Source organism: Stenotrophomonas sp. GD04024 (assembly GCF_029837545.1).
Taxonomy (GTDB): Bacteria; Pseudomonadota; Gammaproteobacteria; order Xanthomonadales; family Xanthomonadaceae; genus Stenotrophomonas; species Stenotrophomonas forensis.
The window spans coordinates 26,325-50,061 of record NZ_JAOEDV010000013.1 but is presented as its reverse complement, the minus strand read 5'-3'; the positions used below and the strand labels follow the sequence as shown (position 1 = coordinate 50,061).

At 67.8% G+C, this 23,737-nt stretch carries 21 protein-coding genes; 8 read left to right on the top strand and 13 right to left on the bottom strand.

What is annotated here, in order from left to right:
- The first annotated feature begins 70 nt into the window (after positions 1-70).
- Positions 71-973, top strand: coding sequence for a peptidylprolyl isomerase (locus N7590_RS06540; protein ID WP_164241125.1), 903 nt, complete (start codon positions 71-73; stop codon positions 971-973).
- Positions 974-1,620: 647 nt separating this feature from the next.
- On the opposite strand, the gene N7590_RS06535 is transcribed toward N7590_RS06540, so the two are convergent.
- Positions 1,621-2,493 carry a DMT family transporter gene (locus N7590_RS06535; RefSeq protein ID WP_049456459.1) on the bottom strand — a complete coding sequence of 291 codons (873 nt, stop codon included), beginning with the start codon at positions 2,491-2,493 and terminating at the stop codon, positions 1,621-1,623.
- Positions 2,494-2,608: 115 nt separating this feature from the next.
- On the opposite strand from N7590_RS06535, the gene N7590_RS06530 reads away from it, so the two are divergent.
- Both N7590_RS06530 and N7590_RS06525 read left to right on the top strand, forming a co-directional pair.
- Complete coding sequence (locus N7590_RS06530) at positions 2,609-3,553, top strand: LysR substrate-binding domain-containing protein (RefSeq protein WP_164241124.1); 945 nt, start codon at positions 2,609-2,611, stop codon at positions 3,551-3,553.
- A 69-nt stretch (positions 3,554-3,622) separates the two neighbouring features.
- Positions 3,623-3,916: a hypothetical protein gene (locus N7590_RS06525; protein ID WP_005408721.1), complete on the top strand. Its 294-nt coding sequence runs from the start codon at positions 3,623-3,625 to the stop codon at positions 3,914-3,916.
- A 41-nt stretch (positions 3,917-3,957) separates the two neighbouring features.
- Here the strand turns inward: N7590_RS06525 and N7590_RS06520 are convergent, their stop codons facing one another.
- Together N7590_RS06520 and N7590_RS06515 are read right to left on the bottom strand one after the other, a co-directional pair.
- The gene (locus N7590_RS06520; RefSeq protein WP_164241152.1) at positions 3,958-4,740 is read right to left on the bottom strand and encodes a DUF4349 domain-containing protein; all 783 of its coding nucleotides are present in this window, start codon (positions 4,738-4,740) and stop codon (positions 3,958-3,960) included.
- Between the two features lie 32 nt (positions 4,741-4,772).
- Positions 4,773-5,129, bottom strand: a complete 357-nt coding sequence (locus tag N7590_RS06515; protein ID WP_164241123.1) for a GFA family protein — start codon at positions 5,127-5,129, stop codon at positions 4,773-4,775.
- Positions 5,130-5,241: 112 nt separating this feature from the next.
- Here N7590_RS06515 and N7590_RS06510 point away from each other — a divergent pair, with 112 nt between their 5' ends.
- Entirely contained in the window at positions 5,242-7,050 is a 1,809-nt protein-coding gene (locus tag N7590_RS06510) for a DUF885 domain-containing protein (protein ID WP_164241122.1), read from the top strand.
- Positions 7,051-7,134: 84 nt separating this feature from the next.
- On the opposite strand, the gene N7590_RS06505 is transcribed toward N7590_RS06510, so the two are convergent.
- Entirely contained in the window at positions 7,135-7,371 is a 237-nt protein-coding gene (locus tag N7590_RS06505; protein WP_049456456.1) for a hypothetical protein, read from the bottom strand.
- 165 nt (positions 7,372-7,536) lie between these two features.
- On the opposite strand from N7590_RS06505, the gene N7590_RS06500 reads away from it, so the two are divergent.
- Complete coding sequence (locus tag N7590_RS06500) at positions 7,537-8,535, top strand: polysaccharide lyase (protein ID WP_164241121.1); 999 nt, start codon at positions 7,537-7,539, stop codon at positions 8,533-8,535.
- A 9-nt stretch (positions 8,536-8,544) separates the two neighbouring features.
- On the opposite strand, the gene agp is transcribed toward N7590_RS06500, so the two are convergent.
- The 3 genes from agp to N7590_RS06485 form a co-directional block, all read right to left on the bottom strand.
- Positions 8,545-9,756, bottom strand: a complete 1,212-nt coding sequence (gene agp, locus N7590_RS06495; RefSeq protein WP_164241120.1) for a bifunctional glucose-1-phosphatase/inositol phosphatase — start codon at positions 9,754-9,756, stop codon at positions 8,545-8,547.
- Positions 9,753-11,585, bottom strand: a complete 1,833-nt coding sequence (gene smrA, locus N7590_RS06490) for a multidrug efflux ABC transporter SmrA (RefSeq protein ID WP_053449194.1) — start codon at positions 11,583-11,585, stop codon at positions 9,753-9,755. Before smrA ends, agp begins: the two co-directional genes overlap by 4 nt.
- A 156-nt stretch (positions 11,586-11,741) precedes the next feature.
- Positions 11,742-13,304 (bottom strand): serine hydrolase, encoded by a 1,563-nt coding sequence (locus N7590_RS06485; RefSeq protein WP_164242608.1) that lies wholly within the window; start codon positions 13,302-13,304, stop codon positions 11,742-11,744.
- A gap of 110 nt (positions 13,305-13,414) precedes the next feature.
- Between N7590_RS06485 and N7590_RS06480 the strand changes: the two genes are divergently transcribed.
- Both N7590_RS06480 and N7590_RS06475 read left to right on the top strand, forming a co-directional pair.
- The gene (locus N7590_RS06480) at positions 13,415-13,858 is read left to right on the top strand and encodes a VOC family protein (RefSeq protein WP_164242607.1); all 444 of its coding nucleotides are present in this window, start codon (positions 13,415-13,417) and stop codon (positions 13,856-13,858) included.
- The gene (locus N7590_RS06475) at positions 13,855-14,730 is read left to right on the top strand and encodes a DUF72 domain-containing protein (RefSeq protein ID WP_164242606.1); all 876 of its coding nucleotides are present in this window, start codon (positions 13,855-13,857) and stop codon (positions 14,728-14,730) included. The genes N7590_RS06480 and N7590_RS06475 overlap by 4 nt, the downstream gene beginning before the upstream one ends.
- Here N7590_RS06475 and N7590_RS06470 read toward each other — a convergent pair.
- Positions 14,651-15,265: a Pr6Pr family membrane protein gene (locus N7590_RS06470; RefSeq protein WP_164242605.1), complete on the bottom strand. Its 615-nt coding sequence runs from the start codon at positions 15,263-15,265 to the stop codon at positions 14,651-14,653. The two genes, N7590_RS06475 and N7590_RS06470, sit on opposite strands and share 80 nt — an antisense overlap.
- Positions 15,266-15,344: 79 nt before the next feature.
- On the opposite strand from N7590_RS06470, the gene N7590_RS06465 reads away from it, so the two are divergent.
- Positions 15,345-16,292: a DMT family transporter gene (locus N7590_RS06465; RefSeq protein ID WP_164242604.1), complete on the top strand. Its 948-nt coding sequence runs from the start codon at positions 15,345-15,347 to the stop codon at positions 16,290-16,292.
- Between the two features lie 27 nt (positions 16,293-16,319).
- On the opposite strand, the gene N7590_RS06460 is transcribed toward N7590_RS06465, so the two are convergent.
- The 5 genes from N7590_RS06460 to N7590_RS06440 form a co-directional block, all read right to left on the bottom strand.
- Entirely contained in the window at positions 16,320-17,480 is a 1,161-nt protein-coding gene (locus tag N7590_RS06460) for an AAA family ATPase (RefSeq protein ID WP_164242603.1), read from the bottom strand.
- A gap of 164 nt (positions 17,481-17,644) precedes the next feature.
- Entirely contained in the window at positions 17,645-18,715 is a 1,071-nt protein-coding gene (locus N7590_RS06455; RefSeq protein WP_164242602.1) for a sensor domain-containing diguanylate cyclase, read from the bottom strand.
- A 134-nt stretch (positions 18,716-18,849) separates the two neighbouring features.
- The gene (locus tag N7590_RS06450) at positions 18,850-19,572 is read right to left on the bottom strand and encodes a pseudouridine synthase (protein WP_005408708.1); all 723 of its coding nucleotides are present in this window, start codon (positions 19,570-19,572) and stop codon (positions 18,850-18,852) included.
- Between the two features lie 34 nt (positions 19,573-19,606).
- On the bottom strand, positions 19,607-21,235 hold the full coding sequence (locus N7590_RS06445) for a GGDEF domain-containing protein (RefSeq protein ID WP_230078882.1): 1,629 nt from the start codon (positions 21,233-21,235) through the stop codon (positions 19,607-19,609).
- Between the two features lie 145 nt (positions 21,236-21,380).
- Positions 21,381-23,717, bottom strand: coding sequence for an EAL domain-containing protein (locus N7590_RS06440; protein ID WP_279935252.1), 2,337 nt, complete (start codon positions 23,715-23,717; stop codon positions 21,381-21,383).
- Positions 23,718-23,737: the final 20 nt, after the last annotated feature.

Sequence of the window (23,737 nt, the reverse complement as noted above, 5' to 3'; positions counted from 1 at the left end):
TCATCGTGCCGGTTGGCGTGGCCGGGCCGCTCGCGCAGAATCGAAGCCTCGTTCATGTTCCGGGGTTCCCATGCCGCACCGCCGTCGCCTTGCCCTGACCGCCCTCGCCCTGGCCTGCCTGCTGCCCGCGCTGGCCAACGCGGCCACGCCCTACCGCAGCCCGCAGCAGATCCTCGACGCGTCGGCGGCCAGCGACTGGCGCACGCCGGACCCGGCCAACCTGCTCTACATGGACCTGCCGGCTGGCCGGGTGATCATCGAACTGGCGCCGCAGTTCGCCCCACGCCATGTCGCCAACATCCAGACCTTCGCCCACGAACACTTCTGGGACGGCACCAGCATCTACCGTTCGCAGGACAACTTCGTGGTGCAGTTCGGCGATGCCGACGCCGATGACGCGGCCAAGGCCAAGTCGTTCGGCAGCGCCGCACGCAAGCTGCCGGCCGAATTCGAACGCGCCAGCGCCGGCCTGAAGGTGAGTGTGTTGCCGGACCGCGATGGCTGGGCGGCGCAGACCGGCTTCGTTGACGGCTTCCCGGTCGGCCAGGATCCGCAGGCCGGCAAGGCCTGGCTGGCGCACTGCTACGGCATGCTCGGCGCCGGCCGCAGCAACGAGGAAGACAGCAGCATCGGCGCCGAACTGTACGTGGTGACCGGGCAGTCGCCGCGCCAGCTGGACCGCAACATCACCCTGGTGGGACGCGTGTTGAAGGGGATGGAGCTGCTCAGCGCGACCCCGCGCGGTCCGGCGCCGATGGGTTTCTATGCCGACCCGAAGCTGCGCACGCCGATCGTGTCGATCCGCCGTGCCAGCGACGTGCCGGTGGCCGAGCGCACGCCGATCCAGGTGCTGCGTACCGATTCGAAGACCTTCGCCGATACGGTGGAGGCGCGGCGCAATCGCGTGGATGATTTCTACAAGCGCCCGGCGGGGCATATCGATCTTTGCAATATTCCGGTGCCGGTGCGGTGATGGTTTCCGCACGTTACGCGTGCTGAAGGCGCTTCATCGTTCATGGGCGTTACTTTTCTTTTCGCGCGAAAAAAAAGTAACCAAAATAAACGCGCCGCCAGGTCGCGAGCCGCCGTGCTTCGCACGTCGGTTCCCTGCGCTTCTCGGTGAATCAGGGGGCGGTGCCGAACTCGCTGCGCTCAGACATCGGCACCTCTTCGCCCCTGATTCCCCTGCGATGCTCGGCTCGCTCAAGGCGGACCCAGATCAAAGGCCACAGCCGCGAGTGCGAGCAGCGACAGTGCCGGACCATGCACGGCGAATGATGCGGTCGCTTTGGACGTTGGGTCCGCCTTGAGCGAACCGAGCACCGCAGGTCTGGCGAGGGCGAAGAGGTGCGGGTGTCTGAGCGCAGCGAGTTCCCGCGCCGTCCCTCGACGGACCGAGGAGCACAGGGTACCGGTGCGTAGCACCGGCTCGCGGCCGGCGGCGTGTTTCTTTGGTTACTTTCTTGATGGCGCACATCCATGTGCGCCACCCTACGGGCCGGCTGCGCCGTTCCACGCTGCTCCTGCAGCGCGGTGCACGAGCAAAGAAAGTGACACCTCCCCGCAGGCGCGGAAAAGAGCTGCCGGGCAGCGCCCGGCACTACCAGTGCGTCGACGCCCTCAGCCCTTCTGGCTCACCGCCACGCTCCCCAGAATCAACGCACCGGCAATCAACATCTGCACCGTCACCGCCTCCCCCAGGAACAACCACGCGAACGCCGCGCCGAACAGCGGAATCAGATAGGTCACCGTCGATGCGCGTGATGGGCCGATGCGACCGATCAGGCGGTAGAACATCAGGAACGCCAGGCCGGTGCAGGCCACGCCCAGGGCAATCGCCGCACCCCACGCCTTGAGCGGAATCGCCGCCTGTGGCCAGTGGCTCACCGCCATTGGCAGCATCCACAGCGAAGCGCACGACAACGTCGCCGCAGCAGCGGCTGCCGACGGCAGGCCGGTCATGTGCCGCTTCACCAGGTTCACACCCAGGCCGTACAGCAGCGACGCCGCAGCGCCGGCGATCACCGCGGTGCCGATGCTCAGGCCCGACACCTTGGCCGTGGCCAGCACCACCACGCCGGCAAAACCGACCAGCAGCGCACCGGCACGGCGCATGCCGATCTTCTCGCCGAAGAACAGGAAGGCGATCAGCGCGGCGAACAGCACCGTCATCGCATTGCAGATCGCGCCGATCGCAGCCGGTGCCTGTTCGGCGGCATAGGCGAACAGCACGAACGGCAACGCCGAGTTGATCAGGCCGATCGGAGCCAGCCACAGCCATCGCCGCGGCGGGAACTGCGCGCGGGCGCGCCACAGGAACGGCAGCAGCACCAGCGCGCCCAGTACCAGCCGCACCTCGACCAGGGCGAACGGGCCGAACGACGGCACCGCCACCCGCATGAACAGGAACGAGCAACCCCAGATGGCGCCCAGCAGAGTCAATTCCAACGGCGTGCGCCAGTCGCGCTCGGCCGCCTGTGGGACCGCATTCATGCCCTGCCTCCGTCCATCGTCGGTTCCTCGCCAAGGCACACAGGATCGGGCGAAGACGCCCGCCGCACAAGCGCGTAGTATCGCCGCCAGCCACAAATATGGTTTGAGGCTGGACATGCAGCTACGCCCTTCCCTGCTCCCCGCATTGGCCGTGTTCGCGGTCGCCGCACGCCACCAGAACTTCGCCCAGGCCGCGCAGGAATTGCACCTGACCGCCAGCGCGGTCAGCCACCACGTGCGCCGCCTGGAAGAAGTGCTGGAGACCCGGCTCTTCCTGCGCCACGCCCGAGGCGTGCGCCTGACTGCAGAAGGCCGGCAGCTGGCCGACGCGGCCAGTGCCGCCTTCACCGACGTCGCAGCGGTCGCCCACCATCTGCACCCGGATGCCGACAGCGTGCCACTGCGGATCACCACCCTGCGTTCGCTGTCCTACTGCTGGCTGCTGCCCCGGCTGCCACGCTTCACCCAGGCACATCCGCACATCCGCATCGAGCTGCATACCGGCAGCGGGCTGGATCGCTACGACGACAACGGCCCGGAAGTCGGCATCCGTTATGGGCTGGGCCAGTGGCCCGGCCTGCGCGCGCAGCACCTGATGGACGACTACCTGTTCCCGGTGGCGTCGCCGGCGCTGGCCGGCGTTGAATCCCTGGCCGATCCGGCACGCATCGCCGGCCTGCCGCTGCTGACCGATCTGTCGCCGCAGGGTTGGCGCGACTGGTTCCGCCATGCCGGCGTGCGCCCGCCCTCGCCGCTGCCGCCGATGCATACCTTCGCCGACAGTACCGATGCGATGCGCGCCGCGGTGTACGGCATGGGCGCGGTGCTGGCGCGCACCCACATCGCCCAGCCCTACCTGCAGCGCTACGAGGTGGTGCGCCTGCCCGGACCGGCGCTGAAGGCGCGCTACGCGTATCACGTGGTGCACGCGGAAGGGCAACCGCCAAGCCAGGCCGCGCGCCTGTTCATCGACTGGTTGCTGGAGCAGGCGCAGGACGAACGCACGCCGATTCCCGCCTTGCCGGACAGCCTGCTGGGGCGCACACCTACGCACGCCTGACTGCGCCCTCACCCGTTCTTTGCTTCGCGCTGGCTAGGCTGCTGTCGAACCCCACAACGTACCCATGCCATGGCCATGCTGCGACTGCGCATCACCGGAACCGAAGACGACGCCCGCGCCATCAGCGACCTGCTGCTCGGCCTGGAAGGCATCGAACACGTCGAGGAAACCGACGACCTGATGCCGCACATGGACGACGACGACTCCAGCTCGGCCGGGCTGTCCGATGACATCGGCCCGGGCATCCATGAACTGGAAGTGGAAGTCGGCAATGAAAGCACCGCGCAGAAGGTGCGCGATGCGGTGCAGGAACTGGCACTCGAGCTGGACGTGTTCGTCGAATACGAAACCGACGAAGGCTGACCCGGGCAGTGCCGGCCAAGGGCCGGCACACCACGGACGGATCAGGAAGTGGGCGGCAGCTTGCGGCGACGACGACGGCGCAGCCACGCGCGCACGCCCCAGGCGGCGATCAATGCCAGCACGCCCACCGGCAGCAACGCGGCGGCGGCACGGATCAGGAACGCAACGCTGGTGTTGAGGATGCTGCCCGATTCACGCAGTGCGTCACCGATCTCACTGCGGCTGCGCTGGCCGGAGGTGGTGTCGAAATGGAGCGTCACCAGCTGGGTATCGATGCGCCGGCGCTGCTGTGCGGCATCCTTGTTGGCCTGCTCGACGCCGGCCTCGATCTCCGACAGGCGCGTGGTGATCGCCATCAGGTCCTCGACCTTCAGATCCTTGCGGTCCTGGTAGGACAGCAGCCGCGCATGCTCCTTCTCCAGCCGCGCCCTGGTCAGTGCGGTGTCGACCACCTGCTGCGCGAGGTCCTCGGCGCGCGTACTGCGCGCCTGCAGCGTGCCACCCTCGCCGGCCATGGCGATCAACGGCTCGGTCCCCTTGGGCGCGATACGCACCTTGACCTCACCACTGGGCTGCTCGCCACTGCGCTGGTCGACCTGCAGCACCGCACAGTCGCCGAACGTCGCGCTCTGGCAGGCCTGGGCGATCTGCCGGATGCGCGGCGCGATCTGCGCCGCATCCAGCTGTACCTGCACGTCATGCTCGTAGGCAAGGAACGCACCCTCCGGCGAAGCAACGGCGGCGTCGGCCGCACTGGCGCCTGCTTCCGCCGCCCGCTGGCCACTCTGGGCGCAGGCAGCCAGCGCCAGCAGCAGCACCGGCATCGCCGCGGCCCGCGTCCACGCACGCAGCGGCCTCAAAGCGCAGCTCCGTCGTAGGACATCACCGCCAGCGTGGCCAGGTCCACCTGCGGCACGCAGCGCACGTTCACCGCCACCATCGGCGCGCCGGTACGCGGATCCACCGCTTCGCTGTAGGGCGCGATGCCGCATTCGCGGCAATGGTGGTGGTCGATGTGCGCCTTGTTGAAGTGGTAGGTGGCCACGTCGGCCGGGGCGGTGGTCAGCTGGAACGCCTCGCGCGGGGCGAACCACAGCAGGCCGCCGCGGCGCCGGCACATCGAGCAGTTGCAGTCGATGACATCGCTGATCGGCGCTTCGGCCTGCACGGTGAATGCGATCCTGCCGCAATGGCAGCTTCCCTGGTATTCCATGTCCTGCGCTCCGCTGGAGAGTCCTTGTCGGCGCCCATGGTAATCCTATGGCACGGGGACAAAGCATCCCCAGCGGCCTATGCTCGGGGTTTGACCCTGTACAGGAACGCCGATGCGCCCGCATCTCCTTGCCCTCGCCCTGGTCGCCGCCCTGGCCGGTTGCCAGCCGGCCGACGCCCCGACCACCGGTTCCACCCCGGCCGCCAGCCAGCAGGCCGGTGACGCCGCCGTCGATGCCGCCTTCGCCGATCTGTCCAAGCGCGCCCTGGACACATGGATGCAGCTGTCGCCGGTCAGCGCCACCCAGATCGGCGACCACCGCTACGACAGCGAGCTGGACGACCTGAGCGCCGCCGGCCAGCAGAAGACCGTGGCCGCCTACAAGGCGCTGCTGGGCGAGCTGGACAAGATCGAGGTGGCCAAGCTGGGCCGCGAGAACCAGGTGGACGCGGCGATCCTGCGCAACCAGCTGCAGTCGGAAATCTGGAACGCCGAAGTACTCCAGTCCGGCAAGTGGGACCCGCAGCTGTACAACGGCATTGCCGGCAGCGCGATCTATGGCCTGATGGCTCGCGAGTTCGCGCCACTGCCGGAACGCCTGAAGTCGGCTACCGCACGCATGGAAAAGCTGCCGGCGATCTTCGCCCAGGCCCGCGAGAACCTGGACCCGGCCCGCGTGCCGAAGATCCACGCCGAGACGGTGGCCAAGCAGAACAAGGGCATCCTCAGCATCGTCGATACCTTCATCACCCCGCACATCGGTGAACTGCCGCAGGCCGACCAGCAGCGCCTGCAGGCCGCCATCGACGGCCTGAAGAAGGCGGTGGACGAGCAGCAGGCCTGGCTGGACAAGACCCTGGTGCCGAACGCCAAGGGCGATTTCCGCATCGGTGCGGAAAAATACGACCAGAAGCTGAAGTTCGCGCTGAGTTCGTCGCTGTCGCGACAGGAGATCGGTGAGCGTGCGCGCGCCGAACTCAAGCGCGTGCGCGAAGACATGTATGGCATCGCGCAGACCGTGCTGAAAGACAAGCCGGGTGCGCCGGAGATGCCGGCCCAGCCGACCGACGAACAGCAGCAGAAGGCGATCGAAGCCGCGCTGGAACTGGCCTACGCCGACAAGCCGGCACGCGACAAGGTGGTCGACGATGCCAAGGCCGCGCTGGAGCAGTCCACCGCGTTCGTGCGCGAACACGACCTGGTGACCCTGCCCGACGCGCCGGTGGACATCATCCTGATGCCGGAGTTCCAGCGTGGCGTGGCCGTGGCCTACTGCGATTCGCCGGGCCCGCTGGACAAGAACCTGAAGACCTTCTACGCCGTGTCGCCGATTCCGGACGACTGGAACGACAAGCAGGTCGACTCGTTCCTGCGTGAGTACAACTCGCGCATGATCCACCTGCTGAGCATCCACGAAGGCACCCCGGGCCACTACCTGGAGGGCTGGCACTCGGCCAAGTTCCCCTCCACCCTGCGTGCGGTGCTGCGTTCGGGCCTGTTCGCCGAAGGCTGGGCGGTCTACACCGAGCGCATGATGCAGGAGCAGGGTTACCTCAACAACGACCCGCTGTTCCACCTGGTGCAGCTGAAGTTCTACCTGCGCACGATCTCCAACGCGATCCTCGACCAGGGCGTGCACGTGGACAACTGGGATCGCGAAAAGGCGATGCACCTGATGACCCACGACGCGTTCCAGCAGGAAAGCGAAGCGGCCGGCAAGTGGGTGCGTGCACAGCTGACCTCGGCGCAGCTGCCGACCTACTTCGTCGGTGCGCAGGAACACTTCGATACGCGCAAGGCGGTGCAGGAAAAGCTGGGCGACAAGTTCAACCTGAAGGCGTACCACGACCAGGTGCTGTCCTACGGCGCACCGCCGGTGCGCTTCGCCCGCCAGCTGATGCTGGACCAGCCGATCGAGTGATCGGGACGGTGTGAGATGAAGCGGAGCGGCCCGGGGAAACCCGGGCCGCTTTTTCTGTTCGCCCCTGCTTGGGCTGCTGCCGGGTCAGAGCAGATGGATGTACATTTTCTTTGAGCCCAGCCGCAGATCTACGAAGTACTCAACACCACAGCCACGACAGGCTGCAGGGCAATCCTCATCGCTGCCCCGCTCGTTTTCCAATGAGCCAGCCACTACCGGGTATCCGCACTCGAAACAGTTGAAAGCCACATGGTTGCCATGCGGATCAGCAGGGATCTCGTCACCCTCACCGTCCATCACGAGAAAATCCGTGATTTTCATCGCCACTTCCTCCCGCTGAGTTGATGACGACAGACTAGCCGACTCTTGAGCTTCAGGCGCCGCTCCGGTCCTGAACACATGCAGAGCGGGCTTGCGCGGCCTCACAACTGGCAAACGACTCCGGGCGCATCGTTCGCACGGCCTTCCCTTTCCCTGCAGGTTCCAATGCGCATACTCGCGCTACGCCTCGGCCTCCTTTCCGCTGCCTTGGCGGCCGGCACTGCCTTCGCCGCCTGCCCTTCCCCACCGATCGGACACCCCGACATCCGCGCCCTGGGCTACTACACCGACAAGGCCGGTTCGGTGATCGACCCGGCACTGCACCAGCAGAATCACGATGCCACCGCGCCGCTGGACCGTTATGCCGCGGACGTGGCGCGCATGAGCGACGACTATCTGCGCGACGGTAGCCCTGCCGCCGCGCAGTGCACGCTCGCCTGGCTGGGCGCATGGGCGAAGGACGGCGCGATGCTCGGGCAGATGATCCGGGTCAACAACGATCAGTCGTTCTACATGCGGCAGTGGATGCTCGATGCGGTGGCCATGGCCTACCTGAAGGTGCATGACCAGGCCGACCCGCAGCAGCGCGCGCGCATCGATCCGTGGCTGCAACAGCTGGCGCGTGCCAACCTGGCGTACTGGGACAATCCGAAACGGCGCCGCAACAACCACTACTACTGGGGCGGGCTGGGCGTGCTGGCCACCGGTCTGGCCACCGATGACGAGGCCCTGTGGCGGGGCGGCCACGCCGCCTTCCAGAAGGGCATCGATGACATCCAGGACGATGGCAGCCTGCCGCTGGAAATGGCGCGCGGGCAACGCGCCCTGCACTACCACGATTACGCGCTGGCGCCACTGGTGGTGATGGCCGAACTGGCGCGGCTGCGCGGCCAGGACTGGTACGCCAGCCGGGATCACGCCATCGACCGCCTTGCCCGCCGCGTCATTGAAGGCAGCAAGGACCCTGCGTGGTTCAACGAACAGACCGGCGTTGCACAGCTGCCGCTGCAGGCCAGCGGCTGGGTCGAGTTCTACCGGTTGCGCTCACCCGATGGTGGCCTGTTCGACGCGGCACACGCACGCGGGCCATTTCACTCGCCGCGGCTGGGAGGCGATCTTACCCTGATGGCCACGCACGGCATCGTGCGTGCGCCGCTGCGTTAGCGGCGTGGCTCAGCGGGCTGCCGGATGCAGCAGATGTTGGAATTCGGCGACGGTGCAGCCCTGTGCCGCGCACCCCGGCACACGCAGCGCGACGCGGCCCGGCGGCTGCGCCTCGGTCAGCGGCTGCGCATCACGCAGCTGCGCGCTGGTCGGGTAGACGTAGGCCAGGCGGATACGCTCCACCCCGCTGTGGCGGTCACGCCAGCGCTCGAACTGCAGCAGGCCACCGATCGGTGTCTTCTCGTACTGGCCTGGCAGCGTGTAGTCGGTGATGCCCAGCGCCGCCAATACGGAACCGATGTTGGAATCGTGGCCGACCAGCAGGTTCACCTTCGGCGAGGCCGGATCCTCCAACAACGCATCCACGCGTTCCAGCAGCGGCCCGGCCACATCCCGCGCCACCTCGGGTGGTCCGAACAGGATGTCCTGGTAGCCGTTGCGGATCTGCGCCAGCGCCTGCCATTGCGCCTCTGTGTTCAACCGGCCCCAGCCTTCGCGCGGAATGCCACTTCCCTGGTAGTGCTCCATCAGCAGGGCATCGACCAGCCCGCTGGCCAGGGCCAGGGATCCAAAGACGCGCGGCTCTTTGCCCGCGTCTGCGCTGAAGCGGGTGCCGGCCAGGGTCAGACGGCAGTCACCATGGCCCTCGCACGCCGCCGACTGCGGATAGCGGGTGATCGCCTCCACCACGGACAGGGCCGGTGCCAGCTGCGAACGTACCAACGCCTGCTGCATCGCCGACTGCGCGCGTTCGCGGAAGGCCGCGTCATCGCGGTGGATCACCGGGTTGAACAGCGGGTCCATGGTGCCCAGCGGCATGCGCTGTTCAATCACAACATGGCAGCCCGGGAAGGCACCGGCCACAAAGAACTGCGCGGTGGCCTGGGTGCGCTGCAGGCTGTTGGCATGGGCGTGGAAGTCGGCGGGCCGCGGGCAATCCGACACCGGCAACAGCTGTGCCTGCCGCAGCCACTGGCCCATGTAGCGGCCCATGTAGACCTCCAGCACGCCGCCCTTGGTGGTCAGCTCACCCGCAGCCACATCCCAGCGCGGCCAGGTTTCCGGTGTCGCGTTGGCAAGAGCGCCGGAGTCCACCACCGGCGCGCGCAGGTTGTGGCGGCTGAGCAGGACGACCTGCTCGAGCTGGTCGCCTTCCACCGGCGCTGTCGCCGCAGTCGCGGCCGGAGTTGCCAGGCTGAGTGCCAGCAGCAGAGCAATCATTGATCGGCCGCCACGAAACCACCGGTCTGCCGCGCCCACAACCGCGCATACAGGCCGCCGGCCGCAATCAGTTCGGCATGGGTACCGGTCTCGACGATGCGGCCCTGGTCCATCACCACCAGCCGGTCCATGCGCGCGATGGTCGACAGCCGGTGCGCGATCGCGATCACCGTCTTGCCGCCCATCAGCTCGTCCAGGCTGTCCTGGATCGCCGCTTCCACTTCCGAATCCAGCGCCGAGGTCGCCTCGTCCAGCACCAGGATCGGTGCGTCCTTCAGCAGCACGCGGGCAATGGCGATGCGCTGGCGCTGGCCACCGGACAGCTTCACGCCACGCTCGCCGACGTGGGCGTCATAGCCACGACGACCCTGCCCGTCCACCAGCGTATCGATGAAGGCCTCGGCACGTGCCTTGGCCACGGCAGCACGCAGCTGTTCCTCGGTCGCATCCGGGCGTCCGTACAGCAGGTTGTCGCGGATCGAACGATGCAGCAGCGAGGTGTCCTGGGTGACCACGCCGATCTGCTGGCGCAGGCTTTCCTGGGTGACATGGGCGATGTCCTGGTCGTCGATCAGGATGCGGCCGCTTTCCAGGTCGTACAGGCGCAGCAGCACGTTGACCAGGGTCGATTTGCCGGCGCCGGACGGGCCGACCAGGCCGATCTTCTCGCCCGGCTTCACCACCAGGTCCAGGCCGGCGATCACGCCGCCCTTCTTGCCATAGTGGAAGTGGATGTCCTGGAAATGCACGCCACCGCGGGTCACCTGCAGCGGCACCGCATCCTCGCGGTCCTGCACGGTCAGCGGCTGGGCGATGGTGGTGATGCCATCCTGCACCGTGCCGATATCCTCGAAGATGCCGTTGATGGTCCACATGATCCAGCCGGACATGTTGTGGATGCGGATCACCAGGCCGGTGGCCAGGGTGATCGCGCCGACCGTGATGTGGCCGCCGTTCCACAGCCACAGCGCCAGCCCGCAGGTACCGGCAATCAGGAAGCCGTTGACGATGGCGATGGTCAGGTCCATGCCGGTGGTGATGCGGGTCTGCGCGCGGTGCTTGACCGCCAGTTCCTGGATCGACTCGGCCACGTAGGCCTGCTCGCGCCCGCCATGGGCGAACAGCTTCAGCGTGGGAATGTTGGTGTAGCCATCGACGATGCGGCCCATCGCCTTGGAACGCGCCTCGGAGGCGATCCACGCCCGTTCCTTCGCGCGCGGCACGAAGTAGAACAGGATCACCGCGTAGGCCAGCAGCCACAGGATCAGCGGCACCATCAGCCGCCAGTCGGCCTGCGCGAACAGGTACAGCGCGGTGCCGGTGTAGACCACGATGTACCAGAGCGAATCGACCATCTGCACCGCCGACTCGCGCAGCGAGGTGCCGGTCTGCATCACCCGGTTGGCGACGCTGCCGGCGAAGTCGTTCTGGAAGAAGCTCAGGCTCTGCCGCACCACGTAGTTGTGCATCAGCCAGCGCGAACGGTTGCTCAGGCCCGGCACGATGGCCTGGTTGACCAGCAGGTTGTGCAGGCCGACCAGGATCGGTCGCGCGATGACCGTGATGAACAGCATCCAGCCCAGTTCGTTGGCGTGGCGCGTGAAGAAATCGGCACCCGGCTGCTCGGCGACCATGTCGACGATGCGGCCCAGGTAATCGAACATGGCCACTTCCACCAGCGCCAGCAGCAGGCCGGCGATGAGCGTGGCCAGCAGCACCGGCCACACCGGGCGCAGGTAGTGCAGGTAGAACGGCAGCACCTTGCGTGGTGGCATCCGCCCATCCACGGGCGGGAATACCGGAATCAGGGATTCAAACCAACGGAACATTGCATTCCCTCGCCTCTTGCAAGCGGCGGAGTATCCCACGCCGGATGTGTACGCCAGCCGATGATCGCCACCGCTCCGGTAGTGCCGGCCGCTGGCCGGCAACCTCATGATCTGCGGAAACGTCGCGAGGTTGTCGGCCAGCGGCCGGCACTACCCTTATTCCTTGACCGGGGTGAACAGCAGGTCCTGGAAATCGAAGCTGAAATCAGTCAGGTCGGAGATCGGCTGCATGCGCACGTCGCGTACCTTGCCGTCCGGGTCCAGGGTGAAGTTCACGAACGCGTCGGCGTTGAGCGAGCGATCCTCCCAGCGCACGATGAAGGTGTCGTGCTGCCAGTGCTCCAGGCGGCCGCTCAGTTGTGCGGTCTTCATGAAACGCAGGCGCAGGCCCTTGCCCTCGGCACTGATCTGCATGTCGCCATACCAGCGGTCGCGGAACGTCCCGGTGTAACCGGCCAGCGCCAGCGACGGCGTGCTGCGCTTGTCCCGTGCAGCCTGGTGCTTGGCCCAGGCTTCATCCGCCTTGTCCTGACCCTTGGCCACGGCCTTGGCGTAGGCATCGACCCAGTCGTGCTTCTCTCCCCCCAGGTAGGCATCGAGCACGCTCAGGGTGATCGCGTTGAACGCCGCGCCCACTTCCTGGTTGGTCAGCACCACCACGCCCAGCTTCTCGCCCGGCACCAGGGTCAGCCGCGAGACCATGCCCGGCCAGCCACCGGTGTGCCAGACCAGCTTCTGGCCGCGGTAATCGCTCAGGCTCCAGCCTTCGCCATAGCCGGCGAAGTTGGCCCGCGCCGGTGCCAGCTCCGGTACGCTCGGCGCCGGGATCGACTGCGGCGTGATCATCCGCCACATCTGCTGCTGGCTCTTCTCGGTGAACAGCGGCGTGCCATCGGCCAGCCTGCCTTCGGCCAGCTGCACCTGCATCCAGCGTGCCATGTCATGCGCGCTGGAATAGATGCCACCGGCGCCGGCATTGTTCGACCAGGTCAGCGGCGCAACGGTGCGCAGGTCCTTGAAATCGTACTTGGCGTGGCCGACCGCCGCCGTGTCGCCCGGCTTCAGGTGATCGGCGTTGTAGCGCGTGCCGGTCATGCCGACCTTGTCGAAGATGCGGGTCTGCAGGAACTGCTGGTAGCTCATGCCCGAGACGTGCTCGATCACCTGCTGGGCGACCGCGTACAGGATGTTGTCGTAGGCATAGCTCTCGCGGAAGCCCCCCTTCAGCGGGACCTGGCCCAGCCGCTGCACCACTTCGGCGTTGCTGTAGGACGTGGTCGGCCAGAACAGCAGGTCACCGGCGCCCAGGCTCAGGCCACTGCGGTGCGAGAGCAGGTCGCGGATCGTCATCTGCCCGGTCACGAACGGGTCGGACATGCGGAACGACGGCAGGTGGTCGATCACCTTGTCGTCCATCTTCAGCTTGCCGTCTTCGGCCAGCAGGTTCAGCGAAGTGGCAGTGAACGCCTTGGTGTTGGATGCAATGGCAAACAGCGTATCGGCCTGCACCGGCTCCGGCCTGCCCTGCTCGCGCACGCCCCAGCCGCGCTCCAGCACCACCTGGCCATCCTTGACGACGGCCACGGCAATGCCGGGCACGTCGAACTGCGCGCGCACGCGCTCGACCGTCGCATCCAGGTCCTGCAGCGGCGTCGGGGTCGACGCGCTCGCCATGGTCGTGCAGGCCAGCAGCACGGCGCCTCCAATCCAGGTTTTCATCCAGCACCATCTCCGAACAGGGGTCGCGGCCATGTGCAGGCCGTCACCGGGGTTTCGCGCAATGGTAACGGTCGCCGGCGCACCCTGCCCTGTGCCATAGGAGGGGTGTCATGGGCGAGAACAGCCAGCCGGGCAACGGCTCCACCATCATTCCGTGCCTGCGCTATCGCGACGCGCTGGCTGCCATCGACTGGCTGCAGCGCGCCTTCGGCTTCCACGCCCAGGCCGTCTACGCCGATGGCGAGACCGTGTTCCATGCGCAGCTGACCTTCGGCCACGGCATGATCATGCTCGGTTCGGCCAGCAACGAGAGTGCGTGGACGGAGCACACCGCCATGCCTGATGAGGTCGGTGGCCGCCAGACCCAGAGCGCGTGCGTGATCGTCACCGATGCCGATGCGCATTACGCCCGCGCCAAGGCCGCCGGGGCACGCATCGTGATCGACATCGCCGACCAGGACTATGGCGGCCGCGGCTACGCCTGCGCCGACCCGGAAGGCTACCTGTGGTGGTTCGGCAGCTACGACCCGTGGCGCGCGGACCACGGCCAGTGACGGTCGCTTCCCGGCAGGCGGCCATCCGCTGTGGCATCGGTGGCTGGGTGTTCCCCGAATGGCGCGGCGGCACGTTCTATCCGGCGGGTCTTGCGCAGCGCGAAGAACTTGCGCACGCCAGCCGTGCGTTGCGCTGCATCGAGATCAACGGCACCTTCTACCGCACACCTACACCGACCCAATGCGCGCAATGGGCGGCGCAGACGCCGCAGGGCTTCCGATTCTCGATGAAGGCGCCGCGTTACCTGGTGCAGCGCCGCGACCTGTCCAGCACGGTGGAGGCCGCCGCCCCATTCCTGCAGGCTGCGCTCGCGCTCGGCGACCGGCTCGGTCCGTTGCTGTGGCAGTTCGATCCGCGCCATCCGGCCGATGCCGATGCACTGGACGCGCTGATGGCCCAGCTGCCGAAGCAGCTGGATGGCGTGCCGCTGCAGCACGCGCTGGAAGTGCGCAATGCAGCGGTGCACGGTCCGGCGCTGGTTGCCGCTGCCCGCCGTCATGAGGTGGCCCTGGTGATCGAGGACAGCGACGAGGCGCCGTTGCACGGCGATGTCAGTGCCGGCTTCGTCTACGCGCGGATCAAGCGCAGCCAGGCCCGCTTGAAGGAGGGCCTGCCTGTGCCCGTGCAGCAACGCTGGGCCGACCGCGCACGACGCTGGTCACAAGGCGCGCCCGTGGACGACCTGCCCTGCCTGGCCGAACCGCCCCCGGCCAGTCCCCGCGAGGTCTATCTGCTGTGCATCGGCGCGGGCAAGGCACGCAATCCGGCGGCGGCGATGGCGTTGCAGCGGCTCATCGACGGCGCCAGCGATCCAGCGCCCACAGCATCGTCCAGCCCAGCACGAACACCGCGGCGACGCGCAGCACGTTGATCGCGAAAGCCACCGCGCCGATCCGTTGCACCTCAAGGAACGGGTACGGCGCCTGTCCCAGCAGCCAGGCCAGGGTCATCGCCCAACCGAGATAGGCCAGCGGCAGCCACAGCACCACCGCCAATGCACGCCAGCGCAGGCCGCCGTGCGGCAGCAGCAGCAGCCAGCCGCCCAGGTACAACAGTGGCACGGCGTAGTGCAGCCCCATATCCACCCACCACTGCAGGCCAGTGGGTCGCCAAAGCGCCTGCAAGGCCAGCACATAGACCAGACAGGTCACGCCGATGCACAGCGCCATGGCCGCGGCCACGGTCGCGCCCAGCGGGCGGCCGCGTGCCAGCCATGCACACCCCAGGCACACGCCCAGATTGCTGAGGATGGTGAAGTAACCGAAGAAGCGCAGGGTCGCCGCGACCACGCCCGCCTCGCCGCCGGGCCCGCCCAGCAGCAACAGGTACTGCAGCAGCAGCGAGGTGGCAGCGACCAGGGCGGTCAGCGCCGCCCATCCACGCACGAACATCGGGCCTGCAGGCATGCGGATACCTCGCCGGGAACGGGGCGCAGCGGCGACCATGACCATCGCCGCGAACCTGCGCTTGCCGCACAATACACGGATGAGCACACCCGACACCCGCAAAGCACTCTGGCAGATCCATTTCTGTGTCCTGCTGTGGGGCGTCACCGCCATCCTCGGCAAGCTGATCACCCTGCCCGCGCTGCCGTTGGTGTGGTGGCGCATGCTGCTGGTGACGGCGATGCTGGCCCTGCTGCCGCGGGTCTGGCGCGGGTTGCGCACCCTGCCCTTGCGACTGGTGGCCGGTTACGCCGGCATCGGTGCGCTGGTCGCCCTGCACTGGCTGACCTTCTATGGCGCGGTGAAACTGGCCAATGCGTCGGTGGCCGCCACCTGCATCGCGCTGGCACCGGTGTTCACCTCGATCATCGAACCGTGGGTGGCCAAGCGGCCGTTCCAGCTGCGCGAACTGGCGTTCGGCCTGGCCGTGCTGCCCGGCGTGGCGCTGGTGGTCGGTGGCGTACCGGATGGCATGCGCCTGGGTGTGTTGATCGGCGCACTTTCGGCACTGCTGGTGGCGGTGTTCGGCTCGCTCAACAAACGCATGGTCAGCCATGCCGATCCGCTGACAGTCACCGCGCTGGAGCTGGGTGCGGGCACCCTCACCCTGACCCTGCTGGCACCGCTGATGCCGTACCTGCTGCCGGCACTGGCCAGCCCGCTGTGGGTCGTCCCGGACCTGCACGACGGCATCCTGCTGCTGGTGCTGGCCGGCTTCTGCACGCTGCTGCCGTTCGCGCTGGCGCTGGTCGCGCTGCGCCACCTGAGCGCCTATACGGTGCAGCTGGTGACCAACCTGGAACCGGTCTATGCCGTGCTGCTGGCGGTGGTGCTGCTGCGCGAGCAGCACGAGGTCACCCCGTGGTTCTACCTGGGCGTGGCGATCATCGTCGGCGCGGTGTTCCTGCACCCGCTGCTGAATCGACGCAAGCCGGTGCAGCACCCGGAGATTCTCGGTACGGCCGAAGCACGCAACATCGCTGATTGAACGCATCCATGCCGGGCACTGGCCGTATCACCGCTGCGGCCAGTGCCATGCCGGAACATCCAGAAGGCCCTGTCCGCTCAGCAGCGTGCGCCCGTGTTCCTTGTGCAGATGCAGCGAATGGCACCCCGGCGCCTGTTCCAGCGCCGCGATCAGGCGGCTGGCGTGTGACACCACCCATACCTGGCTGCGCGCACTGGCGGCAATGATCAGCCGTGCCAGCGCCGGCAGCAGGTCCGGATGCAGGCTGGTCTCCGGCTCGTTCAGCACCAGCAGCGGCGGCGGCCGCGGCGTGTGCAGGGCGGCGGCCAGCAGCAGGAAGCGCAGGGTGCCATCGGACAGCTCCGCCATCGACAACGGCCGCAGCAGGCCGGGCTGGTGGAAGCGCAGGGCCAGCCGACCGTCCAGCTCCTCGAAGCCCACCGAGGCACCCGGGAAGGCATCCTCAACGCTGCGTGCCAACCCGACCGGATCTCCGATCTCGAGGATGGTGACCCAGGCCGCGGCCAGATCGCGGTCGTCGTGGTGCAGTACCGGCGTGCGCGTGGCCATCGCCGGTTGTCGCGCCGGCGCATCGGCATCGCTGCGGAAGTGATCATAGAAGCGCCAGCGGCGGATGTACTCACGCAGGGCGATGGTTTCCGGCATGCGCTGCGGATCACCGACCTGGGTGAACAGGCTGTCGAACAGCGACAAGCGGTCATCGATCAGATCCCAGCCGCGCGCATGGCGTTGCCGCACCATCACCCCGCGGCGATCGACCAGCAGGTTGGCGCTGCGCAGGAACGGCCCGGCCCAGATCGCCTCGGCCTTGATCTGCGGGTCCAGTGCGAACGCCGAACGACTGGGCGGCGGGTAACCCAGATCGATGGCGTAGCCGAATTCGTCAGTGGCAAATCCCAGTGTCAGGCCCACGGAAGCCTGCCGCGGGCCGCCCTGCAGCGGAATCTCGCCGGCCATCACCCGGCGATCAAGGGTTTCGGGGCCGGCCCATAGCGCCGAACCGAGCCCGCCCTCACGGGCCAGCACCGCCGCAACGCCGCCCTGTGCGGTTTCCGCCAGCAGGCGCAGCGCGCGGTACAGGCTGGATTTACCACTACCGTTGTCGCCGGTGACCACATTCAATTGCTGCAGCGGCAGCACCAGCCCATGCAGCGAGCGATAGTGCGCGATGGCCAGGGTCTGCAGCATGCTCGAGGTCCGTGGAAACAGAACCGCCATGCTGGCCGGTCCTGATCGCACGAGCTGCGACGCGCTGTGCATCGGGAAGAGCATCCCCGCATGGCGTGGATCCGCTGGAGCGGCACCGGATCCTCCACACGTCGCGTGCGTTTACCGCGCCAGTGGCGGGTGTTTCAGCTCGCCAGCTCCACGCGGTTGCGGCCGTTGCCCTTGGCGCGGTACAGCGCCTTGTCGGCGCGTGCCAGCATCTGGTCCACGCTTTCGCCGGACTGGTGCTGGGCAACGCCGATGCTGATGGTCAACGGGAAACCGAGCGGCAGCTCGGCTACGGCCAGGCGCAGAAACTCGCACTGCCGTTCGGCCGCACGCAGGTCGGTGGCCGGCATCACCGCCACAAACTCCTCGCCACCGTAGCGTGCCGCCATGCCGCGACCGGCGAAGTGCGAGCGCAGCAGCGTGCCCAGCTCGGCCAGCACCCGGTCGCCGGTGGCATGGCCCTGGAAGTCGTTGATGTGCTTGAAATGGTCGATGTCCAGCAGCGCGACACAGGCTGCACCGGGCTGCGCGCCGTTCATCGCCACGGCCTCTTCCAGCGCCGCCGCCATCGCGCGCCGGTTGGGCAGGCCGGTCAGCGCATCGGTGCGGCTCTGTTCGGCCAGGTCGGCATTCTGGGCCAGCAGCACGTCCTGGTACTCCGACAGCAGTCGCTCGTAATCGTCGCGTTCCAGCATGTGCTTCTGGATGTCGAGCGCGAAACGGCGCAGCTCCATCACCAGCATCACCTGCCGCGACAGCGCAGCCAAGGCCTCGGCCTTGTCACTGGCCAGGCGTTGCGGATGCGCGTCGAACACGCACAGCGTGCCCAGCGGCAGGCCGTCGGAACTGATCAGGGGCGCACCCGCGTAGAAGCGGACATGCGGATCGCCGGTCACCACCGGATTGTCATGGAAGCGGATGTCCTGCAGCGCGTCCTCAACCACCATGATCTGTTGCGGCTGCAGGATGGCGTGGCCGCACATCGATTCGCTGCGCAGGTTCTCCGCAGCGTCAATGCCCTGGATCGACTTGAACCACTGCCGCTCGACGTCTATCAGGGTGACGGCGGCCATCGAGGTGCCGCAGACCGCCTTGGCGATCACCACCAGGTCATCGAAGGATTTCTCGCGCTCCGAATCCAGGATACGGTAGCGGTACAGCGCCTCAAGCCGAAGGGCTTCGTTGGCAGGCTTGTCGGGCTTGATCATGCAGCGTCATGTTCCGGCAGGTCACTGCGAAGTCTAGCCGATGCGGGCGCGCAATCCGCGCGCCGGGTAGTGCCGGCCACGGGCCGGCATCCCGGGTACATCGCAGGCACGTTACAGCCGGCGAGCGGCCGGCCCTACCAGTCCAGCTGCTTCGGCAGCAGGCCCTGCAGCTCCTGCTCGGTCAGGTTGCGCCACTGGCCCGGCTTCAGCGCACCGATCTTGATGTTGTCGATGCGCACGCGGCGCAGCTGGGTCACGCGGTAGCCGAACTCGGCCGCCATCAGGCGGATCTGCCGGTTCAGGCCCTGCTGCAGGGTGATGCGGAAACCGAACTTGGCGATCCTCGAAGTCTTGCACGGCAGCGTCATCTGGTCGTGGATGCGCACGCCGCGCGCCATGCCCCGCAGGAACTCGTCTGTGACCGGCTTGTTCACCGCCACCAGGTATTCCTTCTGGTGCCCGTTCTCGGCACGCAGGATCTGGTTGACGATGTCGCCGTTGCTGGTCATCAGGATCAGCCCTTCCGACTCCTTGTCCAGGCGGCCGATCGGGAAGATGCGCTGTTCGTGGCCCACGAAGTCGACGATGTTGCCCTTGACCGATGTTTCGGTGGTGCAGGTGACGCCCACCGGCTTGTTCAGCGCGATGTAGACGTGGCGGCGTGCGCCGGGCTTGCGGGCGACGCGGGCGCGCAGCGGCTGGCCGTCGACCAGCACCTGGTCTTCCTCGCCCACCACCGCGCCGGTGCCGGCCGGATGGCCGTTGACGGTGACGCGGCGGGCGGCGATCAGGCGATCGGCCTCGCGGCGGGAGCAGAAGCCGGTGTCGGCGATATGTTTGTTGAGTCGGGTGGTCATCGCCCTATTATCCGGCATCGCCGCCCGCTGCGCTTCATGCCGGCGCGGCCGGATCAAGCTCTTCGCCGTCGAAGACCCGGTTGCGGCCGGCGCGCTTGGCCACGTACATGGCATGGTCGGCCCGGCGCAGCAGCCCGGCCAGATCGTCCTCGCCCGGTCGCCATTGCGCCAGTCCAATGCTGGCGGTCACTTCCAGCCCCGGTACCTGCAATGCCTGGCCAGCCTCGGTGATGCGCTGGCGCAGGCGGTCCAGCCGCGCCGACGCGGCTTCGCGCGGCATGCCCGGCATCAGCAGCAGGAACTCCTCGCCGCCCATCCGCACCACTTCGTCCTGGCTGCGCACCGCCGCGCGCAGGGCGCGCGCGACCGCCACCAGCACCTGGTCACCCACCGCATGGCCGTGGCGATCGTTGATGTCCTTGAACAGGTCGATGTCGAGGAAGCCGATCACCAGCGCGCCGCGCTCACGGTCAACCTGTGCCAGGTGACGGGCCAGCTGCTGCAGTCCTGCGCGCCGGTTGGGCAGCCCGGTCAGGCCATCGGTCTCGGCCAGCTGGCGCAGTTCATCGCGCTGCTGGCGCAGCCGCCCGAGCCGTTGGTTCATGGCGTAGGCGGCCATCATCAGCAGCCAGGTCACCGCCAGCTGCAGCGCCTCCACCCGGTACTCCAGCAACCATTCGGCTGCACTGGCGTCGGCGATGATCAGTACCAGCATCGGCGCCAGCGCGGCCAGCCCGGCCTGCGCCCAGCGGTCGCCGCGCCAGCGCGCCCATACGCCGGCCAGCAACGCCAGGCCACACCCCAGCAGATAGGTCACCTGCAGGCCCTGTGCGACCCAGGCCAGCTGGCCCCAGCGCAGCCACGGCACCAGCACGGCCAGTGCCAGCAGCCCCCACAGCACGATCGCCTGCAGGGGCCGCGAACGGGGCAGCGCGCGGTCGCCGCCGTTCAGCCGCCACAGCGCCGGCAGCACCAGTGCCTGGGTGGCCGCGGTCAGCGAAAGCAACCACCAGGCCCCGCGCTCGCCCACCGGCAGCCAGGGCTCCGGATAGCCGCTGAGGCCACCGAGGATCGCCTGCCACAGCACCAGCACGGTGGTGCCGGCGATGTAGACCAGGAAACTGCGGTCGCGCGTGGTCAGGAACGCCATCAACGCCGACAGCGCCAAGGCGATGGCCACCGCGATGCAGGCGGCGCGCACCAGCAGGCGGGCGGTGTCGTTCTGCTGCACCGGGCTGGGCGCGCCCAGCCGCAGGGTCGGAACCCAGCGCGCCTTCAGCGGCGTCTGCCAGGAGACCACGAACGGCGCGTGGCTGCCGGCCGGCGGCACCGCGACCAGGCCGATGCCTGCGCGGAAGCGCGAATCGCGGGTGCGGGCATCGTGCATGTTGCCGCAGATTTCGCGGTCACCGTGCTGTACCCGGACTTCGCCGGCGAAGACGTTGAACACGTCCAGCGCCTGTGGCTGGCCCGACCAGCCGCCGGGCGGCGCGGGCACTTCCACCTGCTGGCGGGCACCGGACAGCATCTGCGGCGTGCACGCGCGATGCGGGGTCGGCGCGTCGGTGGCGCCCCCGACCAGCAGGTAATCGCGGCCCGATACGGCCTCGGCAGCCTGAAGCGGCCACGATATCGCCCACCACATCAGCAGGACGGCCAGCATCCCCCCTGCTCCATACCGCCACTGCCTGCTGCCCACGCCACGTCCTGTTCCTGCTTACGTCCGCGCCCACTGCACGTCGCCCCTGGCGCGCATTATCGCAGCCGGGCGCGCCGCGCATGTGTAGACCAAAGTCGCCGCCGGCGGTTCAGCCCGCGCCCTGCGGCCCGTTCACCGCCACCAGCCGGAAGGGCTTCAGGTCGGTCAGGGTCATCCGTTCCAGCGGCTGCGGCCGTTCGATCGCATAGCCCTGCAGGCCCTGTACCCCCAGCCTGGTCAGCGCGCCGGCCACCTCGGCGGTCTCCACCCATTCGGCCACCACTTCCATCTGCAGCTCGCGCCCCAGCTCGCTGATCGCCCGCACGGTGGCGTGGCTGACCGGGTCGGTGTCCATGTCGCGCACGAATGCACCATCGATCTTCAGGATGTCGGCCGGCAGCTGGCGCAGGTAGCCGAACGAGGACAGGCCGGACCCGAAGTCGTCCAGCGCCATCCGGCAGCCCCGCGCCTTCACCGCATCGATGAAGGCGCGCGCCTGGCTGAGGTTGCTGATCGCAGCGGTCTCGGTGATCTCGAAACACAGCTTGGACGCCAGTGCGCGGTTGCGTTCGAGCAGGTCGCAGACGAAGGCCAGGAACCCTGGCTCGGCGATCGACTGGGCCGAAACGTTGACGTTGCACAAGCCCAGCTGGCGCACATGCGCCGGGCAGACCTGCAGGTGCCGGAACAGCAGCCCGAGCACGTGGCGATCCAGCGCCACGGCCATGCCGTAGCGCTCCACCGCCGGCATGAACTGGCCGGGCAGATGCAGGCTGCCGTCGGTGCCGCGCATGCGCACCAGCACCTCGTAGTGCAGGTAGGACGGATCTCCCACCCGGGCGATGCGCTGCGCATACAGCAGCATGCGGTTCTCGGCCATCGCCAGGCTGACGCCCTGCAGGCGTTCGGCCTCCAGGCGCCGTTCTTCCAGCGCCATGCGGTTCTCGTTGAAGCAATGCACGCGGTTGCGACCTGCCTGCTTGGCCGCGTAGCAGGCGCTGTCGGCGGCACTCATCAGCCAGTTCACGTCGGGCGCATCGGCACTGACCTCGACCACGCCGATGCTGCAGCTCAGCTGCGGGCTGCCCTCGCTGATCGGGAAGGTGGCCTGGCCCAGGTTGCGGATCACCCGCTGCAGCACCCGCTTGGCTTCGTCCTGGCCGGCATGGGCGAGGAACACGGCGAACTCATCGGCGCCAAGCCGGCCGACCCAGTCGCCATCGCGCACGGCCGCCACCAGGTAATCGGCGAAACTGCGCAGCATCTGATCGCCGGCCGCATGGCCGAAGCTGTCGTTGACCAGCTTGAAATGATCCAGGTTTATGTAGCACAGCGAATGCGTGCCGCCGTCGCTGCGCACCTGCAGCAGCGCGCGTTCCAGCAGGCGTTCGATCTCGCGGCGGTTGATCAGGCCGGTCAGCGGATCGTGGCTGGCGTGGTGCTCGATCTCACGCGCCAGCGCATGGTTCTGGCTGACGTCCTCGATGATCGCGAACACCGACAGCCCCCCGCTGCTGTGCACGCCGGTACCACTCCAGCGCCCCCAGACCAGGCTGCCGTCGCGCCGCCGGAAGCGCAGTTCGCTTGGCCGCAGCTGCCGGTCCCAGTCAATGCGGCCGACACCGTCGATGACCAGCTCGCCGTCCATCAGCAGATCGTGCAGTGACATCTGCAGCAGCACATCACGACGATAATCGAGAATATCCGCCATGGCCTGGTTGGCCTCGATCACCTTGCCATCGGTGTCGAGCTTGAGCATGCCCACGTTGGCCTGGTAGAACGCCGCGCGAAAACGGCTCTCGTGCTCGGTCAGGTCCTTGCCGACGCGACGCGCCAGCGCCACGGCCATCAGGCTGATCGCCAGCACCGACAGGCCCGCGACCATCAGCGTGGCCAGCCTCACCAGCGTCGCCATCCGCAGCAGCGCCTGCGAGAACGCCTGGCTCTGCACCTGCATCCGCCGATCAAGGTCACCCAGTTGCTGCAGGTAGCGGTCACGTGCGGCAGTCGGCAGCGGGCCACTGCCGTGCCGCAGCTGCAATTCATCGACCAGGCGCTGCACCGCCATCAGGTCGCCGTCGGTCTTCCGCCACAGCGCGGTTGCTTCGCGGAAGGCACCGATATCGCGTGCATAGCGGAACGAGAACACCAGGCGCGGGATATCGGCGCGCGCATTGCCGCCCTGCAGGAATCCCTGCCTGGCCTTGGCTTCATCCGGCTCAGCCTGTTCCAGCGCCAGCCGCGCCTGCAGATCGCCCAACGGCACCTGCAGGGCCTGACGCGCATGGTCCAGGTCCTGGGCATCGCCCCGCGCCAGGTAACGGCTGAGCGCGGCGGTTGCATCCTGCTGACCGCGCGACCAGTAGCCCTGGCCGGCAATCCAGGCGGTGGAGGCCGCCTGCAGTTCCTGGATCAGCGCGGACAGTGCGACCAATCCAATCGCCATGCCCGTCAGCAACGCAAATC

What these genes read in the sequence shown, in the direction of transcription:
- N7590_RS06515 (WP_164241123.1), bottom strand. Translation starts at nt 5,129, where the DNA reads ATGGAATACCAGGGAAGCTGCCATTGCGGCAGGATCGCATTCACCGTG.
- N7590_RS06455 (WP_164242602.1), bottom strand. Translation starts at nt 18,715, where the DNA reads ATGATCAAGCCCGACAAGCCTGCCAACGAAGCCCTTCGGCTTGAGGCG.
- N7590_RS06540 (WP_164241125.1), top strand. Translation starts at nt 71, where the DNA reads ATGCCGCACCGCCGTCGCCTTGCCCTGACCGCCCTCGCCCTGGCCTGC.
- N7590_RS06450 (WP_005408708.1), bottom strand. Translation starts at nt 19,572, where the DNA reads ATGACCACCCGACTCAACAAACATATCGCCGACACCGGCTTCTGCTCC.
- N7590_RS06520 (WP_164241152.1), bottom strand. Translation starts at nt 4,740, where the DNA reads ATGCCGGTGCTGCTGCTGGCGCTGGCTGCCTGCGCCCAGAGTGGCCAG.
- N7590_RS06525 (WP_005408721.1), top strand. Translation starts at nt 3,623, where the DNA reads ATGGCCATGCTGCGACTGCGCATCACCGGAACCGAAGACGACGCCCGC.
- agp (WP_164241120.1), bottom strand. Translation starts at nt 9,756, where the DNA reads ATGATTGCTCTGCTGCTGGCACTCAGCCTGGCAACTCCGGCCGCGACT.
- N7590_RS06460 (WP_164242603.1), bottom strand. Translation starts at nt 17,480, where the DNA reads ATGCTGCAGACCCTGGCCATCGCGCACTATCGCTCGCTGCATGGGCTG.
- N7590_RS06535 (WP_049456459.1), bottom strand. Translation starts at nt 2,493, where the DNA reads ATGAATGCGGTCCCACAGGCGGCCGAGCGCGACTGGCGCACGCCGTTG.
- N7590_RS06440 (WP_279935252.1), bottom strand. Translation starts at nt 23,717, where the DNA reads ATGGCGATTGGATTGGTCGCACTGTCCGCGCTGATCCAGGAACTGCAG.
- N7590_RS06480 (WP_164242607.1), top strand. Translation starts at nt 13,415, where the DNA reads ATGGGCGAGAACAGCCAGCCGGGCAACGGCTCCACCATCATTCCGTGC.
- N7590_RS06485 (WP_164242608.1), bottom strand. Translation starts at nt 13,304, where the DNA reads ATGAAAACCTGGATTGGAGGCGCCGTGCTGCTGGCCTGCACGACCATG.
- N7590_RS06530 (WP_164241124.1), top strand. Translation starts at nt 2,609, where the DNA reads ATGCAGCTACGCCCTTCCCTGCTCCCCGCATTGGCCGTGTTCGCGGTC.
- N7590_RS06510 (WP_164241122.1), top strand. Translation starts at nt 5,242, where the DNA reads ATGCGCCCGCATCTCCTTGCCCTCGCCCTGGTCGCCGCCCTGGCCGGT.
- smrA (WP_053449194.1), bottom strand. Translation starts at nt 11,585, where the DNA reads ATGTTCCGTTGGTTTGAATCCCTGATTCCGGTATTCCCGCCCGTGGAT.
- N7590_RS06470 (WP_164242605.1), bottom strand. Translation starts at nt 15,265, where the DNA reads ATGCCTGCAGGCCCGATGTTCGTGCGTGGATGGGCGGCGCTGACCGCC.
- N7590_RS06465 (WP_164242604.1), top strand. Translation starts at nt 15,345, where the DNA reads ATGAGCACACCCGACACCCGCAAAGCACTCTGGCAGATCCATTTCTGT.
- N7590_RS06500 (WP_164241121.1), top strand. Translation starts at nt 7,537, where the DNA reads ATGCGCATACTCGCGCTACGCCTCGGCCTCCTTTCCGCTGCCTTGGCG.
- N7590_RS06505 (WP_049456456.1), bottom strand. Translation starts at nt 7,371, where the DNA reads ATGAAAATCACGGATTTTCTCGTGATGGACGGTGAGGGTGACGAGATC.
- N7590_RS06445 (WP_230078882.1), bottom strand. Translation starts at nt 21,235, where the DNA reads ATGCTGGCCGTCCTGCTGATGTGGTGGGCGATATCGTGGCCGCTTCAG.